This window comes from Kribbella sp. NPDC051620 (assembly GCF_044453825.1).
Taxonomy (GTDB): Bacteria; Actinomycetota; Actinomycetes; order Propionibacteriales; family Kribbellaceae; genus Kribbella.
The window spans coordinates 986,276-1,003,872 of record NZ_JBITDB010000003.1 but is presented as its reverse complement, the minus strand read 5'-3'; the positions used below and the strand labels follow the sequence as shown (position 1 = coordinate 1,003,872).

The window sequence follows — 17,597 nt, the reverse complement described above, 5'->3', positions numbered from 1 at the left end:
GCAACGCTACGCCCGGCCGTGCGACAGCTCAGTGACAGCGACTGCACGATCGGGTTGCAGGGAGTGTGACGCCGCGAACCTCAGCCAAGTTCGAGAGCAGTGCAGACCCAGCGGTTTCGGTGCACCTCCAGGCGCAGCGCCATCGCGCGGGAGCGGTCGCCGTACCGGACGTGGGCCGAGACCTCGGCGACCTCGGTGGCGGGCGTGGACAGGTGAACCGATCGCACCGCACTGCGCTCCTTGGAACCACGACCGGTCGCCGTCGTGGTCAGCCCAAGCACCCGAACCCGCCGATTGAGATCGCTGAACACCACCGTGTCGGTGAACCGAATCAACTGCCCAATCGGCCGATCCCCCGCAAGAACCTCAGCAACCGCCTGCACCAGCCGCGTAGCCCAGGCCTGCGCATCAGGCAACGACGGCCCAGTCGGCACCAACCGAAGCACAGGCGGAGCCACCACCGGCTCGCACTCCGGCATCTCCTGATACCGAAGAGCCAAAGCCCCGTGAGTCATCGGCGCCCCCGCCCCCGCCACCCGACCACCCAACCGCCGCCCCGCAACCACATCCCGCCCACCCCCACCACCCAGACCCCCCTCAACAGCAGAGCCCGTCCCAACGCCCGAACCCCCTCCAACAGCCGAACCCCCTCCAGCAGAGCTCGTCCCATCGGCTGAGCCCGTCACAACGGCAGACCTCTTCCCAGCGGCCGAGGTCATGTCAACGGCAGAGCTCCTTCCGTCGGCCGAGCTCTTCTTAGCGGCACGGCTTGTCGCGTCGGCGGAGGTCTTCTCCGCGGCAGAACTGTTTCCGCCGGCGCTGGCGCGCTGAGCGCCCAGAGTGTGCTTGCCGGTGAGGGGGGTGTCCGTAGCCGTGGAGGTGTTCTGAGCTGCGAGAAGGCCTTCGACCGCAGATGCGTTCTTGGCTGTGAAGGTGCCCCCTGCGTCGACGGCTTCTTGAGCTGGGACAGTGCCTGTGGCCGCAAGCTTCGCCTTGGTGGCAACGGGTTTCGGTGCAGGCGAGGTGTCGGTGGTCGGAGTGGGGTTGGGGTTGATTGCCGGGCTGGGGACGGCGGTGAGTTTGGCGTGGTTGCTCATGTCACTTCTCCTGGTGGGTTGGCGGCACGGGATGGCTGGGTGCCGGCGGGTTGAGCACCTGGCCGGGAAGAACCGGTGGGTTGAGCACCTGGCCGGGGAGGATCAGGTTGGGGTCGGGACCGATGAGGCGGCGGTTGGCCTCGTACCACTGCGGCCAGCGGGCTGCGATCGCGTCGGTGGTTGCGTGGGGACCGAGTTCGGCGGCGGCAATTGACCAGAGCGAGTCGCCCGTCTCGACCACATGCGAGGCCGCACGCGCCAGCCGCCCGGACTGCAGATTCGTATACCGAGTAGGAGCCCCACTAGTAGGCCGATCCGGAACCGCAACCTGCCCACCCGGCACCCCCCGTCGCCCACCCGCATCCAAACCCCCGGCACGCCCCCTAGCCGCACGCTCGCCTTCCGAACCGCCAACACGTCCCGCCGCCAAACCACCAACCTCCGGCACTGCGCTACGCCCGGTGGAGGCGTGCCCGGTTCCCGCTGCTCCGGTACGTCCGGTGGTGCTCTGTCCGGTTGCCGGTGTCCCGGCGCGGCTGGTGGTGAGGTGCCCGGTTGCTGGCGCGTCGGTACGGCTGGTGGGGTTTCTGGGCTCTGGTGCTCCGGTGCGCCCGGTTGTGGAGTGTTCGGTTTTCTCTGGTACTCCGGTAGGCCCGGTTGTGGCGTGCTGGGTCTTGTCCGGTGCTGCGGTGGGTCCGGGTGAGGTGCTGCTCCGAGTGGCTGGCTGGGCGGGCTGGTGTGGGTTGCCAGGGCCTGCCGGGGTGCCTGGTACGCCTAGCTGGATGGAAGACGGCTGCTCGGTCGCTCGCCAGTTGCCGGGCGTCCCATCGGTCACGTCGATGGTCGAGCGCGGCTCGACGGAACTCCAAGAACGGGAACCGGCTCGCGCCGCCGCCGCTCCGCTCTCCTGCGTTGCCATCGCTCGGGTGGCCTGCGTCGCCTCCGTCGTCTGCGGGTGAGCGGACTGTGCTTTCGCCAAGCCCGAGCCCGAGCCCGAGCCGGGGCCCGAGCCCGAGCCCGAGCCCGAGCCGGAGCCGGAGCCGGAGCCGGAGTGGGTCGAGGTGGCAGGGAGGGCTGCAGCGGGGGCAGTGGGGGTGACCTCGATCGTTGATTGAGGTTCGACTGCCCTCCACGGGCGGGTGTCGGTGGGCCGGACTTCGACGGTGGAGCGGGGCTCGGTTGACGCCCAGCGGCGGGTGCTGGCGCGGGCGTCGGCGGTAGGGCCGGGCCGGGGGTTGGCGGTGGTGCTGGGCCGGAGAGTGGAGGTGGTGCCGGTACTGGGGGTTGTACCGGCACCGGATTGGTGGGTGGTGTGGGTTGGGGTGGCGTGGGCTAGGCCGATGGTTAGTGGGGTTACGGCTGCTACGCCTAGTGCCGAGCGGAGTAGGGCTCGGGAGCCTTGGGACGTGATGTGGGTGGCTACGAGGGCGGCGCTTCGGCCCAGGGCGCCTGGGAGTTGTTCCAGGACCGTGGCCAGTACGGCTACGGCTAGCCAGCAGTAGGCGAGCCAGGCGACTGCGTCGATCGCGACGGTGGCCATCGAGGTGAGGTCTTGGGTGGTGGCCGCCTCGATCGAGTCTGTGGTGACCCAGTGCAGGAGGAGGCCGAGGCCGGCCAGCGCGAGCAGCGCGATCAGCCCTTTCAGTCCACGGATCGTTGGGTTCATCCGCTTTGGCCTCCGACCTATGAGTTTGCTCGAGTTTGCTTTGGCTTGATCAATATAGACCTGACTAGACCGGCTTTGGCAAGTCGAAAACCGCTGATTGGTGTCACGGAGTGCGATGGTGGTCGACGCAGAGTGGTGCTGGGGTAGGTTCGCGGCATGCGTCTGGAAGCCCTGTTCGAGGACCTGGAGTCACAGTTCGAGGCCCTGCAGGAGGGCGATCTGTACGGCGAGGTGGCGGACCGGATCCGCGCCGAGGTCGGCAAGATCACCGTCCTGGACCGCCTGCGGGGTGCCGTCGGCACGGTGATCCGGGTGGAACTACGGCATGCCGAGCCGGTACAGGGCACGCTCAGCCGCGTCGGCAAGGACTGCTTGTTGCTGGAGGCGGAGCGCTACGAGGAGTGGCTGATCCCCGATACCGCACTCACCGGGATCCACGGGCTCGGCCCGTTCGCGGAACCGGCGGAGGGAGCTGTCGCCGCCAAGCTCGGTCTCGCGCATCTGCTGCGTGGGATCGCCCGGGATCGTTCACCGGTGACCTTGTACGCCGGCGGGCACCCGGTCACCGGCACGATCGACCGGGTCGGCGCCGACTTCCTCGAGATCGCCGAACACGCCCTAGACGCACCACGCCGCCGCACCGAGGTCTACAACTCCCGCCTCGTCCCCACCCAAGCCCTCGCCGCCGTCCGCCGCCGCTGACCCCGCCGCGCCCCACCCAAGCCCTGACCGCCGTCCGCCGCCGCTGACCCACACGCCGCGCCCCGGGACGCCGACGGCGCCATCCACTTTGAGCACCGAGCAGTCGCCCCTTCACGAGATCGGTGACTACTGGGTGCCCAAAGTCGCGCCGTCCGCCGCCGCTGACCCACCCCGCCCCACCCGAGCTCTGGCTGCTGTCGGCCGTGGCTGACCCACCACGCTCCACCCGAGCTCTGGCTGCCGTCCGCCGCCGGTGACCCACCACGCCCCACCCAAGCCCTGACTGTCGTCGGCCGTCGCTGACCCACCACGCTCCACCCGAGCTCTGGCTGCCGTCCGCCGCCGCTGATCCACCACGCCCCACCCGAGCTCTGGCTGCTGTCGGCCGTCGCTGACCCGCACGCCGCGCCCGGGACGCCGACGGCGCCATCCACTTTGAGCACCGAGCAGTCGCCCCTTCACGAGATCGGTGACTACTGGGTGCCCAAAGTCGCGCCGTAGCCGGCGAGTGGCCGCACTTTGGGCACGGAGTGGTCGCGAATCGACGAGTTCGGTGGCTGGCGGGTGCTCAAAGTGGCCGCAACCGCGCCTGGGTGGCCGACGGAAGTAGCTGGCGGCGTGGCGAAGGAGCTGCGGGGGGACGGGTTGGGAGCGGGGGTCAGACGAGTGGCCGCAACGGCGCTGGGGCGGCGGGGGTGGCTGGGGTGTGGTGAAGTCGCGGCGGGGCGCCCTGGGCGGGAGAGAGGGGAGGGTGAGCCGGCGCGGGCCGGGGGCCGTGGCGCTGGGGCGGCGGGGGTGGCTGGGGTGTGGTGAAGTCGCGGCGGGGAGCCCTGGGCGGGAGCGAGGGGAGGGCGAGTCGGCGCAGGCGGGGGGCCGTGGCGCGGGGGTGAGGCGGTCGGGGCGTTGCGGGGTTTTGAGCGAGCCGGGGCGTGCATGCGCGGCGAGGCGTGGGAGTGACGCGTGGGTTGGCAAAGTGCCCGGTGTGCCCGGTGTGCCCGGTGTGCCCGGTGTGCCCGGTGTGCCCGGGGTACCCGGGGTACCCGGGGTGGGCGGGGGCGGGTGAGGGGCGCTGCGGGTGAGGGGTGTGGCGGGGGCGGGTGAGGGGTGTGGTGGGCGCGGGTGGGGGCGGGGGCTGGTGGGGGTTAGAGCTGGGCGTCTTCGGGGGTTTCGGCTTCTTCGCCGAAGGGGTGGGTGTCTATGAATTGTTTGGTTTCGGTGTAGAGGCGTTCGATGTACTTCTCCAGCTCGGACGACTCCACCCGCCACTGGCCGCGGCCGCCGATCTTCACCGCTGGGATGTCGCCGCGGCGGACCAGGGCGTAGACCTGGTTGGCCGAGATGTTCAGGACCTCGGCGACGTCGGACAGCTGGAGGAAGCGTGGAGCCGGCATACGCGCTAGGTCCTTTCGAGAGGTCGGTTGCTTCAGTTTGCCACGGTTGGCATCTGGATGAGCCCGTTTGTCCCCAGGGTCAGCCGACCTGTGGATGACGGTGAACGCCGGACCGCCGGACACGGCAGAATGTCGGTCGCCAAGGGGCAACGGACAGCGATCGCCCGCAATCAATTGGTGACCGATACAAGAAACAAACTGGGGAGTGTGCCGAGTGGCCGACAGTCCTGTGCTGCGGAGTGGGTTCGCGGCGCCGTCAACGCCGACCCTGCGGACCCGGCGGGCGCGCTGGAAGGACGGCCGGCTGCTGCTCGGGGTGCTGCTGGTCGCGATCACCGCGCTGGCCGGCGCCAAGCTCCTGTCCGCGGCCGACGACACCACCACCGTCTGGGCCGCCAAGCGCGACCTGCCGATCGGCCAGACCCTCACCGGCGACGACCTGACCACCGTCAACGTCCGCTTCACCAGCGACGCCGCCGCCGGTCAGTACGTCACCGCCGACGCCGACCTCAAGGGCCTGATCGTCACCCGGCCGGTCACCAAGGGCCAGTTCGTACCGCGCGACGCCGCGACCCCCAAGACGGACAGTGAGCGCACTGAGCTGCCACTGTCGGTCGCAACCGGCCACCTCCCGTCCGACACCGCAGTAGGCGACCACGTCGACGTCTGGGTGGTCACCAAGGACCAGCCCGCCAGGATGCTCTGGACGGAGGTCCGCGTAGTACAGGTCGACCAGGTGAAGGGCGTCTCCGGCAGCTCGGCCCGCAGACAGGTGCTGATCGCCCTGGAAGCCAATGACGTCACCAAGCTGTCCGCCACCCTGGCCCTGCTGAACAACGGCGAGCCAGTGCTCATCCGGCGGGGCAGCTGATGTCCGTCCCTGTACTGCTCGCCGTCACCGGCGCGCCCTGGGAAGCAGACGTCGTACGCCGGGCCGAACGGGCCAACGGCATCCGCGTGGTCCGCCGCTGCGTCGACATCGCCGATGTGATGGCCGCGGCCGCCAGCGGGCAAGCACGAGCCGTCGTGCTCGCAGAAGACCTGCCCAGGCTGACCTCCGACGCAGTAGCCGCGCTCCACGCCAGGCACATCGCCCTGGTCGCCCTGGTCGACCCCTCCGACAACGGCGAACCATCAGGCGCCGAAGACCGCCTGAGCCGGATGGGCATCGAGCGGATCCTCCCCGCCGACGTCAGCGCGGACGACCTCGGCCGGGCGATCATCGACGCCGTCGAGTCAGGCCCGCCGGCAACCGTCTCCCACTTCGCAGGTGGCTTCGTACCGTTCAACAGCGACTCAGCACCCAACCCTGAGCCCTACGGTCAGGGCACCGGCCGGATCATCGCCGTCTGGGGCCCCACGGGAGCACCAGGCCGCAGTACGGTCGCCGTAGGGCTCGCAGCAGAGCTAGCAGCGCGGCAGATCCCCACCCTGCTGGCCGATGCCGACGTGTACGGCGGCACGGTGGCTCAGCTACTCGGCATGCTCGACGAGACCTCAGGTCTGGCCGCAGCAGCGAGATCGGCAAGCGGCGGCTCCCTGGACGTAGCAGTGCTCGCCAGGCACGCCAGACAGGTCGGGCCGAACCAACTGGTCCTCACCGGCCTCAGCCGCGCGGACCGCTGGACAGAGCTGCGTCCCACTGCCGTCGAGTCGGTCTGGTCGACCGCGAGGATGCTCGCACCCTGCACAGTCGTCGACGCCGGCTTCTGCATCGAGAGCGACGAGGAGATCTCCTTCGACACGCTCGCACCACGCCGCAACGGCGCCACCCTGGCAACGCTCGAGGAGGCCGACGAGGTGGTCGTGGTCGGGACGGCCGACCCGGTCGGCCTCACCCGGTTGATCAGGTCCCTGCACGAGCTCAGGGCGGTCGTACCGTCGGTCACCACTCGGGTGGTGGTCAACAGGGTTCGCTCAGGGTCGCTCGGAAGCTCTCCAGGCGACGCAGTGACCGAGGCGCTCACTCGGTACGCCGGAGTCGAGCCCGCCGCGTTGCTCCCCTTCGACCAGGCGGCAGCAGACGCCGCGCTGTCGCATGGCCGGAGCCTGGTGGAGGCGGCGAAGTCCAGCAAGCTCCGTAAGGGAATGCAGCAGCTGGCAGCGGGGGTAATCAGGGATCTGTTCAGTTGAAGATCGGGGGTTAACCCCACCGACAAGGCCCCGGCCGTGTGCCAGGGTTGAGCCATGTCCGATATCGAGGGCCGACCGGCCAGCACGATGAGTCCCGAGCGCCGGTACGGCATCGCGATCTCGGTCGCCCTGATCCTGGGCGGCGTCTACTGGGCGCTGACCAGCCTGAGCGAGGACACCAAGACCAGCCACCAGACCTACCCGGTGGTCGGCTCGGCGCTGTCGATCGAGACCAGCTCGACCGATCTCCAGGTGCACTCGGGCGACGTCAAGGAGATCACCGTCGACCGCAAGTTCGAGCGCAACGCCCTCGGCTCGGATCCGAAGGACAAGTACGACAACGGCAAGCTGGAGATCAGCGACTCCGGCTGCGGGTTCCTGTCGTTCGGCTGCCACACCGACTACGTGGTGACCGTGCCCAGGGACCTCGACGTGACGATCAGGACCAGCAGCGGTGATCTCAAGGTGGTCGGCCTGGGCGGATCGACCACGCTGGAGTCGAGCTCCGGCAAGATCGAGGCACAGAATCTGTCCGGCAGCCTGACGATGGAGTCCTCGTCCGGCGATCTCGAGGCGGCCGGTCTGAGTTCGGGCTCGGTGACGTCGAAGAGCAGTTCCGGCAGCGTCGAGCTGAGCTTCAGCACGGCGCCGACGACCGTCGACGTGACGACCAGCTCCGGTGACGCGCTGGTGCGGCTGCCGGAGGGCGTCGAGGCGTACAAGGTCGACACCGACAGCAAGTCCGGCGACGAGAACGCCGAGGTGAAGATCGACCCGGCCGCCACCCGCACGATCAAGGTCAAGTCCTCTTCCGGCGACGCGGTGGTCGAGTACGACCGGTGAGCAGGCGGCCGGGACCCGTGACCATGTCCTGAGTAGTCTTGCGCGCATGCCTGACGACACGCCCGTACTCCGTGGCCTGCTGGTGGACTGGGGTGGTGTGCTCACCTCCGGTCTGGACGACGCCCTGGGCCGCTGGGCCGAGTTGGACGGCCTCGACTTCGAGGCGTACTACCGGGCGATGGTCGACTGGCTGTCCGCCAGCCCGGTCGAGGCCGAGGTGAACCCGATCCACGCGCTCGAGCGCGGGCAGATCGCGGTCCCCGACTTCGAGCGCAAGCTGGCCTCGATGCTGGTCCGCAAGGACGGTGGCCCGGTCGAGCCCGAGGGCTTGATCGAGCGGATGTTCGCGCACTTCGAGCACCAGCCGCAGATGTCCGCGCTGATCCGCCGCGCCCGTGGCCACGGCATCAAGACCGCGCTGCTCTCCAACTCCTGGGGCAACAGCTACCCGCGCGAGACCTGGGACGGCATGTTCGACGACATCGTCATCTCCGGCGAAGTCGGCCTGCGGAAGCCGGAGCCGGAGATCTACCACCTGGCTGCCCAACGGCTCGCCCTCAGGCCGAGCGAATGCGTCTTCATCGACGATCTCGAGCTGAACGTCGTCGCCGCCCGCGAGCTCGGCATCACTGCGATCCTGCACACCTCGTACGACGAGACGCGCCGCGAACTGGAAGCCCTCTTCGGAGTCGATCTGACGTGACCATGCCCTCCACGACACCAGGCACCACACCGAGCACCCCGCCGAGTACCGACCGCCGCTGGATCGTCGTCGCCGTCCTCGGCTGCGCGGCCTTCGTCGCCCTCGGGGCCTGGGCCTACGGACTGTTCGACGGCATGATCGACCTGCGCGTGTACCGGCTGGGCGGCTCGGTCCTGCTCGACCGCGCTTCCCTGTACGACGCACAGCTCCCCGGTTCGGGCCTGCCGTTCACCTACCCGCCGTTCGCGGCGATCGCGATGGTGCCGCTGGCCGTCGTGCCGTGGGGCGTCGCGCTGGTGGTCTGGACGACCATCTCGGTGCTCTGCATCGGACTGATCTGGCGGGCGGCGCTGCCGGCAGCAGCCTGGACGCTCGTCCCAACCCAGTGGCGCGACCGGCGGATCGTAGTACTGGCTGCGCTGACCGGGTTGTCGTTGCTGCTCGAACCGGTCTGGCAGACGATCCAGTTCGGCCAGATCAACTTGTTGCTCACCGCAATGATCCTGCTCGACCTGGTCCGGCCGGCGAACGCGAAGTGGCGCGGGTTCTGGGTCGGCGTGACGATCGGGGTGAAGCTGACCCCGCTGCCGTTTCTCGCGTTCCTGCTGATCACCAAGCAGTGGCGGGCGTTCCGCAACGCGGTGCTCGGGCTGCTCGCGACGATGGCGATCGGCTTCGCGGTCGTACCGCACCAGTCCTGGCAGTACTGGACCGTCGTGATCCGCAACGCGAACCGGGTCGGCGGCCTGGCGTACACGGCGAACCAGTCGTTCATGGGGTTCCTCAGCCGGCTCGGCGACGAGGCGTCCTGGGTGAAGCCGGTCTGGTTCCTGCTGTCGGCGATCTTCGGCCTGGCCGTGCTCTGGCTGGCCCGCAAGTACTGGCTGGCCGACGAGCGCGTCACCGCGATCTCCGTGATGGCGCTGGCCGTGCTCTACGCGTCGCCGGTCAGCTGGAGCCACCACTGGGTCTGGATCATCCCGCTCGGCATCAGCCTGATCCGCGCGGTCCACCGCGAATGGGGCACCAGGCCCGCCCTAGTCACCGGCATCCTCTGGTACGGCCTGTTCATCCTCAGATCGATCTGGTGGGTCCCGTTCCGCGACGACCGCGAACTCAGCTGGACCGTCTGGCAGTCCATCCCCGGCAACTCCCACCTGATCCTCGGCATGCTCGCCTTCCTCACCCTGGCCTACACCAGCCGTTCCCTGCCCGGTACCTCCGCCGCAGCAGAGGCACCGGCCAAGGGCTAAGCGGAGAACAGCAGTAGCAGGCCACCAACCGTGTAGCCGACCATGACTACCAGGAGGGGGAGTTGGCCGGCCAGGGCCTTGTTGCGAGGGAAGAGGGCTACTGCTCGGTCGTGGGCGGAGATGACGCCCATCAGGTGGCCGCAGACGACGGCCAGGACCTGGATGACCGAGATTGTCGTGCTGTGGTTGGTGATTCCGGTGTTGAGGCCGAGCAGGCCGGTGCCGAAGATGTTGGCGCCGTTGGACAGCGGGTCGCTCAGGTAGATGAGGGTCCGCTGGCCTTCCAGGATCAACAGCGTCAGGTAGTGCGCCACGACGTACCCGAAGGCGATCGGTACTACGGAGTGCGCGAACAACCCGGGAAGCGCCGACCGGGAGCTGTCCGACAGTCGCCCGGCCAGGAGAGTCGCGCTCGAATACGTCACCAGCACGAACAGGATGAAGACGATCAGCGCGAGCGTGCCGAGCGTCGTCATCGAGTAGTCGGTGTTCTGCGCCCAGCCGATCCAGGCCGTCGAGTTGGAGAAACCGTCGTACGCCGTCGAGCCGAGCAGCGCGGCGACCATACCGACCAGGCCTGGTTGCGCCTTCAGCCCGTCGAGGTTCTCCAGCGGACGCCGGATGACGAGCTTGCCGTCGTCGCGCCGGCCCCACGGGGACAGCCGCGCCATCAGCGTCGCGTAGACCTCGAACGGGTCGGCCGTCGAGAACCAGCGATCGCCGAACAGAAGAGCGCCGAACAGCGTGATCACGACGTACAGCGCGAGCCACGCCTGCAGGACCGGCTGGGTGGCACGGTCCGGGGCGACCAGCTCGAGCCAGGTGAAGGCGAAGATGCCGAGCGCGGCCGGCCACAGACCGAGCCACTTCGGCAGCGTGAGCAGGCCTTGCGACGGCGGCTGGCGGAGCAGTTTGCTGAGCAGCAGGTGGATTGTGCGCAGCGGGTTCAGCGTGCGCCAGACCGGGCCGAGGAGCAGCGAGATCGGCACCAGCCCAACCCAGACCAGGATGTAGATGAACCCGAAGATCGGGTTCGTCAGCCGGTCCACGCCGAACACCAGCGCCACCATCGCGTACAGGAAGATCGCCAGCCCGACCAGCCGGACGAACCAGCGGAAGCCGGCCGAGTCGACCGTCCGGGTGACCACCTCTGGCAACGCCTTGCCGGATTTGTCACCCCGGTACTTCGGGTTGCGCCACGCGAGTCCGAGGACGACGAAGGAGAGCGCGATCGCGACGCCGGCACCGCCGACGGCGATCCCGAACGGTACGGGCAGGTCTTGCCGGCCGCCGATCCCGTGCAGCGGCAGGAGCAGAGGCATCACGGCCGGGTCAGGAGACGACGAGCTTGGCGACCAGCTTGCCGCTCTTGTGCGTCTCGATCTCGAAGGTGCCCTTCATGTCCGCGGTGAACCTGACCGAGTTGGGCTTGCCCGGCGCCAGCTCGAGCTCCTTGTCGTAGCCGTGGATGTGCAGCTCCTCGTCGGCGTCGCTGACCGCGGTGATCAGCACGGTCTGGCCGGCCTTCACCTTGACGCTGGCGCCGCTCGGGTTGACCTTGCCGTTGGCAACGATGACGTTGATGGTCACGTCCGCGGTCTCGCCGGACGGGTCGGTGGTGTTCGACGGCGACTTGGTGTTCGGCGTGCTGCCCGGGCCGCTCGGCGTCTCGGTCGGGACCGACGTCGGCGCGGTGGTCGGGGCGCTCGACGGGCTGGTCGGGCTCGATCCGCTGCTGGAGTCGTCGCCGCAGCCGGCCAGGACCAGCATGCCGAGAGCGGGCAGGAGCGCGAGCGCGGTACCGCGGGAGAACGTCGAACGCATGAGACGAGGGGCCTTTCGAAAGGTCGATTCACTAGCCGGGCGCACGACACGCCCCCTTGCCTGACGAACGCGCGGGGCCCAGTGTTCCCGCTGTGCACCATCAGTCGTGTCACGGTCGCTGACAGCCAGGTTCGCCACTCATGGCAAGTGTCGCAGCCCACTGTCGGCGGACCCGGTTAGGGTGTTGCTGCTCGTCTCGTGCAGTAGGGAGCAGCAACCCCCTAGGGTGACTGAACACGAAACCTCAACGCCGAAGGAGGGCCCGCGATGCCGGACCGGTTGACGTCGCTGGACCTGACCTTCCTGAAGGCCGAGAGCCCGGCCACGCCGATGCACGTCGGCACCGTGGACATCTTCGAGCCGCCGGTGCACGGTGACGACGGGTTCGACTACGAGAGCCTGGTCGCGCTGATCCGGGACCGGATCGCCTTCGTACCGCGGTACCGGCAGCGGATCCAGCAGATCCCGGGCCGGTTCGCCGGGCCGATCTGGGTGGACGACGAGGACTTCGACATCACTTTCCATGTACGCCGGTCCGCGCTGCCGCGGCCGGGCACGCATGCGCAACTGCTGGAGCTGGTCGCCCGGATCATGTCCCGGCGACTCGACCGGGCCCGGCCGCTGTGGGAGATGTACCTGGTCGAGGGGCTGCAGGGCGACCGGTTCGCGATCATCGCGAAGTCCCACCAAGCGCTTGTCGACGGCAACAGCACGGTCGACATCGGTCAGGTCGTCCTGGACTCCACTGCCCACCCGCGGGACACCCCCACCGACACCTGGCAGCCGGCGCACCCGCCCTCGGCCCTGGAGCTGCTCGCGGGCGTGTTCGCCGACGCCACCCGGCACCCGACCGCAGTGCTGGAGCTGGCGCGGGCCGAGATGACCAGCCTGACCGGCTCGACCTCGCTGCGTGAGGTGCTCGGTGACGTGGTCGGCTCGGTGGTCGCGCAGCGCCATGTCCAGGAGAGCTCGCTGCACGTCAAGACGTCAGGGCAGCGCCGGTTCACCACCGTGCAGACCGACCTCGAGGACTACCGGGCCGTCCGGGCGATGCACGGTGGCACCGTGAACGACGTGATCCTGGCCGTGGTGGCCGGCGCGCTGCGCGCCTGGATGATGACCCGGGGTGAGTCGGTCAGCCCGACGCGCGGGGTGCGCGCCGTAGTACCGGTCAGCATCCGGGACGACGATGACGAGGAGCCGACGTCGCTCGGCTCGCGGGTGATCGCCTCGACGGTGAACCTGCCGGTCGGGGAGAACTCGCCGGTCATGCGGCTGCACCAGATCTCGTACCAGACCAAGGTGCACAAGGACACCGGGCGAGCCGTCAGCGCCCGCTCGCTGGTCGGGATCGCCGGCTTCGCGCCGACCACGCTGCACGCCCTGGCGGCGCGGGTGGCGACGGCGACGGTGCGGCCGATCGACGACGTGGTGATCACCAATGTGCCCGGCCCGCAGTTCCCGCTCTACGCGCAGGGCGCGCCGATGCTCGCGTCGTACCCGGTGGTGCCGTTGATGCCGGGGCAAGGACTGTCCGTGGGCGTCACGTCGTACGACGGGAAGGTGTCGTTCGGGCTCAACGCGGACCGGACGGCGATGCCCGACCTGGCCGTGTTCGCCCAGTGCGTGACGGATGCGCTGGACGAGTTGCTGGACACCACCAAGGGGAGTCGTAGCCGCGCAGCGCGGGGACGCAAAAAACCTCGCAGTACCAAGAAGGCGGACTCATGAGGATCTACATCCCATCCACCGTTCCCCTGCTCGACGCCGCCTGCCATGCGGGGGAGTTCGGACCGGCGCCGCAGACCGTGTACGCGGTGACGCCGGCGCTGCGCGAGTGGTTCGCGACGGCCGACGACGAGGAGCTCGAGTACGCCGCGATGGAGCAGGCGGCCCGGGCGTCGATCGGACTGATCGCGGCCGACCCGGCCGCCCCGCGCAAGCGGGTCGTGGTGGCGTGCGACGTCTCGGCGATCCCGCCCGCGGATGGCACCGTCCAGCTGGGCGACGCGCGGCTGGAGCTGCACGTCGTCGTGCCGTGGACGGCGGTCGCGGCGGTGCATCTGGACGGCGACCCCGCGGTCGAGGTGGTCCGCAAGGCTGCCGAGCTGTGGGACGTGGCGCACGGAGACACCGCGAATCCGGCCCACGAAGACGCTGTCTTCGCCCTCGACTCGTGCGAAGGTGAAGACCTGTTGTGGTACGCGACACAGGAGATCCCGGATTTCCTCGCGGCCGTCGGGCCGCGCGGCGATCTGCAGGGTCGGGCGACGAGCTGACAGGGAGCTGATGGCGATGCAGGCGATCTGGAAGGGCGCCATCTCGTTCGGGATGGTGACGATCCCGATCAAGGTGTTCTCGGCGACGGAGGAGAAGGACATCTCCTTCCGTCAGGTGCATGTCGCCGACGGCGGCCGGATCAAGTACAAGCGGGTCTGCTCGATCGACGGCGAGGAGGTCCCGTACTCCGACATCGGCAAGGGCTACGAGATGGCCGACGGCCGGATGGTGGTGCTCGAGCCGGAGGACTTCGCCGATCTGCCGCTGTCGAGCAAGAAGGTCATCGACGTGCTGGAGTTCGTGCCGGCCGACCAGGTCGACCCGCTCTACCTGGGCAAGTCGTACTACCTCGCTGCCGACGGCGGTCCGGGCGCCAAGCCGTACGTGTTGCTCCGGGACGCGCTGGAGGGGTCCGAGCTGTATGCGCTGGTGAAGGTCGCGCTGCGATCTCGCGAATCGCTCGGACTGCTCCGTACGCACGACAACGTGCTCGTCCTCCAGGTCATGCTGTGGCCGGACGAGGTCCGCGACTCGTCCTTCGCGGCGCCGGACGAGGACGTGGAGATCCGCAAGCAGGAGAAGGCGATGGCGGAGTCCTACATCGACACCCTGCGCGGCGAGTTCGACCCGGACCAGTACCACGACGAATACCGGCACGCGCTGGAGCAAGTGGTCGAGGCGAAGGCTGCCGGCGTACCGCTGCCGGCCGAGTCGGAGGAAGAGGAGACCGAGGGCGCCGAGGTGGTCGATCTGGTTGCCGCCCTTCGTGCTTCGGTCGAGGCTGCCAAGGCTCGCCGAGCAGCCGGCGGCTCCGGCGGTGGCGGTCAGGGCGACGCGACCCCGGCCAAGAAGGCCCCGGCTGCGAAGAAGGCACCGGCCAAGAAGACCGCTGCCGCCAAGAAGGCTGCCGCGCCCGCGAAGAAGACCGCCGCCAAGAAGGCCACCAAGAAATCGGCCTGAGGCGGTGGAGTTCCGCCTGTTCGGAGGGGTCGACGTCCTGTCGGCGGGCCGGCTGCTGGAGGCCGGCTCCCCTCGCCAACGGCTGGTGCTGGCCGCGCTGCTCGTCGACCCGGGCCGCGCGGTCACCATCGAGACCCTGATCGACCGGGTCTGGGACGACGATCCACCGCCTGCCGCGCGCAATGTGCTGTACGCGCACCTGAGCCGCATCCGCCGCCTCCTCGGCCCGGACGTGAAGGTCGAACGACGCCACACCGGCTACCTGCTGGGGATCGACCCCGACCAGGTCGATCTGCACCGCTTCTGGCAGTTGGCCGATCGGGCCAACAACCCGGAGTACGGCGCCCAGGACCGCGCGAGTCAGCTCGCGAAGGCGCTCGAGTTGTGGCAAGGGACGCCGCTGGCCAACCTGCCCGGGGCGTGGGCCGCGCAGGTCCGCGACCGCTGGGACCGGCGCAGGGTGGACGCCGTCGTGCAGTGGGCCGAGTCCGAGCTCCGCCTGGGCAATACCGCCACGGTGATCGCGGAACTGCCCGACCTGATCGCCGAGTATCCCTTGGTCGAGCCGCTCGAAGCCCTGCTCATGCGGGCCTTGCACGCAGCCGGGCGTCCCGCCGAGGCGCTCGACCGCTACGCCTTGGTTCAGCGGCGTTTAGTGGAGGAGCTCGGCGCGGATCCGGGCATCGAGTTGAGCGAGGTGCATCGAGCGATCCTGCGCGGCGAACTGCCGGTTCAACCGGCCGCGAGGCTCGCAGTGCCGGCCCAGTTGCCTCCGGACACCTTTGGCTTCACCGGCAGGGTCAGCCACTTGCGCCGCCTGGACGACATCCTCGGGAACGCCGAACAGGGCGGCATCGCCGTGGTCTCGGGGACGGCAGGAGTCGGGAAGACCGCTCTTGCCCTCCGCTGGGCACATCAGGCGCGCGACCGGTTCCCCGACGGTCAGATCTACCTGAACCTCCGCGGCTTCGATCCAGGCGGTACGCCGGTGAGCCCGGCCGAGGCGGTCCGGATCCTGCTCGACGCCTTCGCCGTAGAACCTGACCGGATCCCCGCTGGACTCGAGGCGCAGATCGGGCTCTACCGCAGCCTGGTCGCCGATCGCCGGGTCCTGATCGTGCTCGACAACGTGGCCGACGCGGACCAGGCCAGGCCGCTGCTGCCGGGTGCCCGGGGGTGCCGGGTAGTCGTGACCAGCAGGAACCAGCTGCGCGGTCTGCTGACGGCCGACGGAGCCCAGCCGGTCACTCTCGACCTGCTCTCGCTCAGCGAGGCCCGCTCGCTACTGGCTCAGCGCCTCGGCGCCGACCGGGTGTCCGCCGAACCGGCCGCTGTCGACGACATCATCACGCACTGCGCGCGGCTCCCGCTGGCGCTCTCGATCGTTGCCGCCCGGGCGGTCACGTATCCCGAGTTCAGTCTGGAGGTGCTGGCGAGCGAACTGCGGGCCGGCTTGGACGAGTTCGCGGGCGCCGACAGCGCGACCGACGTCCGGGTCGTCTTCTCCTGGTCGTACCTGCGGCTCTCCCCGGACGCGGCCCGGCTGTTCCGGTTGCTCGGGCTTCATCCCGGCCCGGACATCGGCCTGCCGGCGGCGGTCAGTCTCGCCGCTGAGGCGCCTCGCCAGGTACGGCGGTTGCTCGGCGAGTTGTGCGCCGCGCATCTGCTGACCGAGCACGCGCCCGGTAGGTACGCCTTCCACGACCTTTTGCGGGCGTACGCCGGTGAGTTGGCGGTGACGGAGCATCCTGAGTCCGAGCGGCGCGAGGTGTGGCGGCGGATGCTCGACCACTACGTGCATACCGGCTACTTGGCGGACGGTCTGCTCAACACCCGCCGCGACGATGATCCGACCGTGCTCGCGCCGGTGTCGCCAGGGGTCGTTCCCGAGTGTCCGTCGTCGTACGACGAGGGGCTCGGGTGGTTCACCACCGAGCAGGCTGTGCTGTTGTCGATCGTGCGTACGGCGTCGGCCGTGGACCCGTGGCAGCTGGTCTGGACGATGACCAGATTCCTCGCCTATCGCGGGCTCTGGCAGGAGTCCCTGGAGGCGCTCGGCGTCGCGGTCGCGGCCGCCGAGCGGTCGGGTGACCAGGCCCGGCAAGCCTTTGCGTATCGCTATCTCGGCTGTGCGCAGATCCGGCTCGGGCAGTACGACGACGCGGCGGTCCAGCTGCAGGCGGCCCTCGACCGGTACCTGGCGTCCGGCGATACGGTCGGCGCCGCGCATACACATCGGCATCTGGCCTGGATGCTCGATCGGCAGGCCGCCCACGCGGAGGCGCTGAAACATGCCGAGCTGGCGCTGGCACTGTTCGAGTCGGCCGGACACCGGGCCGGGCAGGCGCGATCGCTCAACGCCGTCGGCTGGTTCCACGCGATGCTCGGCGACTACACCGACGCCCTGCGAAACTGCGAGCTCGCGCTCGAGCTGCAGGCGAGTCTGGCCGACCGCTTCGGGCAGGCCGAGACGCTCGACAGCCTCGGGTACATCCAGCAGCGGCTCGGCCGGCTCCCGGAGGCGATGGACTGCTACGAGCGAGGAGTGGCCTTGTTCCAAGCGGTCGGTGATCGCTATAACGAGGCCGACACGCTTGTCTCGCTCGGGGACGTCCACCACGCCGCTGGAGATGACAGTGCTGCCCGGATCGCCTGGGCCCGGGCGGTCGACGTACTGGAGCGGCTCGGCCACCCCGATGCCGATGCTCTTCGGGCTAGACTCGAATCCTGAAACCTGAACGTTCA

The 17,597-nt window shown here is 69.3% G+C and carries 15 protein-coding genes; 10 read left to right on the top strand and 5 right to left on the bottom strand.

What is annotated here, in order from left to right; translation table 11 throughout:
* Positions 1-80: 80 nt before the first annotated feature.
* Entirely contained in the window at positions 81-434 is a 354-nt protein-coding gene (locus ACIA12_RS17660) for an Rv3235 family protein (protein WP_396368048.1), read from the bottom strand.
* Between the two features lie 664 nt (positions 435-1,098).
* Complete coding sequence (locus tag ACIA12_RS17655) at positions 1,099-2,763, bottom strand: hypothetical protein (protein WP_396368046.1); 1,665 nt, start codon at positions 2,761-2,763, stop codon at positions 1,099-1,101.
* A 156-nt stretch (positions 2,764-2,919) separates the two neighbouring features.
* Here ACIA12_RS17655 and ACIA12_RS17650 point away from each other — a divergent pair, with 156 nt between their 5' ends.
* Positions 2,920-3,465, top strand: a complete 546-nt coding sequence (locus ACIA12_RS17650) for a hypothetical protein (protein ID WP_396368045.1) — start codon at positions 2,920-2,922, stop codon at positions 3,463-3,465.
* Between the two features lie 1,142 nt (positions 3,466-4,607).
* Here the strand turns inward: ACIA12_RS17650 and ACIA12_RS17645 are convergent.
* On the bottom strand, positions 4,608-4,856 hold the full coding sequence (locus ACIA12_RS17645; protein ID WP_396368044.1) for a helix-turn-helix domain-containing protein: 249 nt from the start codon (positions 4,854-4,856) through the stop codon (positions 4,608-4,610).
* A 214-nt stretch (positions 4,857-5,070) separates the two neighbouring features.
* On the opposite strand from ACIA12_RS17645, the gene ACIA12_RS17640 reads away from it, so the two are divergent.
* Genes ACIA12_RS17640 through ACIA12_RS17620 form a run of 5 tightly spaced genes read left to right on the top strand, consistent with a single transcriptional unit; the run spans position 5,071 to position 9,788 of the window.
* Positions 5,071-5,727, top strand: coding sequence for an SAF domain-containing protein (locus ACIA12_RS17640; protein ID WP_396368043.1), 657 nt, complete (start codon positions 5,071-5,073; stop codon positions 5,725-5,727).
* Entirely contained in the window at positions 5,727-6,989 is a 1,263-nt protein-coding gene (locus tag ACIA12_RS17635; protein WP_396368042.1) for a CpaE family protein, read from the top strand. The genes ACIA12_RS17640 and ACIA12_RS17635 overlap by 1 nt, the downstream gene beginning before the upstream one ends.
* Before the next feature lie 54 nt (positions 6,990-7,043).
* Positions 7,044-7,832 (top strand): DUF4097 family beta strand repeat-containing protein, encoded by a 789-nt coding sequence (locus tag ACIA12_RS17630; RefSeq protein WP_396368041.1) that lies wholly within the window; start codon positions 7,044-7,046, stop codon positions 7,830-7,832.
* A gap of 46 nt (positions 7,833-7,878) precedes the next feature.
* The gene (locus tag ACIA12_RS17625; protein ID WP_396368040.1) at positions 7,879-8,535 is read left to right on the top strand and encodes an HAD family hydrolase; all 657 of its coding nucleotides are present in this window, start codon (positions 7,879-7,881) and stop codon (positions 8,533-8,535) included.
* A 2-nt stretch (positions 8,536-8,537) separates the two neighbouring features.
* Positions 8,538-9,788, top strand: a complete 1,251-nt coding sequence (locus ACIA12_RS17620) for a glycosyltransferase 87 family protein (RefSeq protein WP_396368298.1) — start codon at positions 8,538-8,540, stop codon at positions 9,786-9,788.
* On the opposite strand, the gene ACIA12_RS17615 is transcribed toward ACIA12_RS17620, so the two are convergent.
* Together ACIA12_RS17615 and ACIA12_RS17610 are read right to left on the bottom strand one after the other, a co-directional pair.
* Complete coding sequence (locus ACIA12_RS17615) at positions 9,785-11,110, bottom strand: hypothetical protein (RefSeq protein ID WP_396368039.1); 1,326 nt, start codon at positions 11,108-11,110, stop codon at positions 9,785-9,787. The genes ACIA12_RS17620 and ACIA12_RS17615 overlap by 4 nt on opposite strands.
* A gap of 10 nt (positions 11,111-11,120) precedes the next feature.
* Positions 11,121-11,612 carry a cupredoxin domain-containing protein gene (locus ACIA12_RS17610; RefSeq protein ID WP_396368038.1) on the bottom strand — a complete coding sequence of 164 codons (492 nt, stop codon included), beginning with the start codon at positions 11,610-11,612 and terminating at the stop codon, positions 11,121-11,123.
* A gap of 267 nt (positions 11,613-11,879) precedes the next feature.
* Here ACIA12_RS17610 and ACIA12_RS17605 point away from each other — a divergent pair, with 267 nt between their 5' ends.
* From ACIA12_RS17605 to ACIA12_RS17590, 4 genes are read left to right on the top strand one after another with little or no spacing between them, the layout of a single operon-like run.
* On the top strand, positions 11,880-13,343 hold the full coding sequence (locus tag ACIA12_RS17605; RefSeq protein WP_396368037.1) for a wax ester/triacylglycerol synthase family O-acyltransferase: 1,464 nt from the start codon (positions 11,880-11,882) through the stop codon (positions 13,341-13,343).
* On the top strand, positions 13,340-13,891 hold the full coding sequence (locus tag ACIA12_RS17600; RefSeq protein WP_396368036.1) for a DUF6912 family protein: 552 nt from the start codon (positions 13,340-13,342) through the stop codon (positions 13,889-13,891). The genes ACIA12_RS17605 and ACIA12_RS17600 overlap by 4 nt, the downstream gene beginning before the upstream one ends.
* Before the next feature lie 10 nt (positions 13,892-13,901).
* A complete protein-coding gene (locus ACIA12_RS17595) occupies positions 13,902-14,852 on the top strand; it encodes a Ku protein (protein WP_396368035.1) in 951 nt (316 codons plus the stop codon).
* Between the two features lie 4 nt (positions 14,853-14,856).
* On the top strand, positions 14,857-17,583 hold the full coding sequence (locus ACIA12_RS17590) for a BTAD domain-containing putative transcriptional regulator (RefSeq protein WP_396368034.1): 2,727 nt from the start codon (positions 14,857-14,859) through the stop codon (positions 17,581-17,583).
* Positions 17,584-17,597 lie beyond the last annotated feature (14 nt).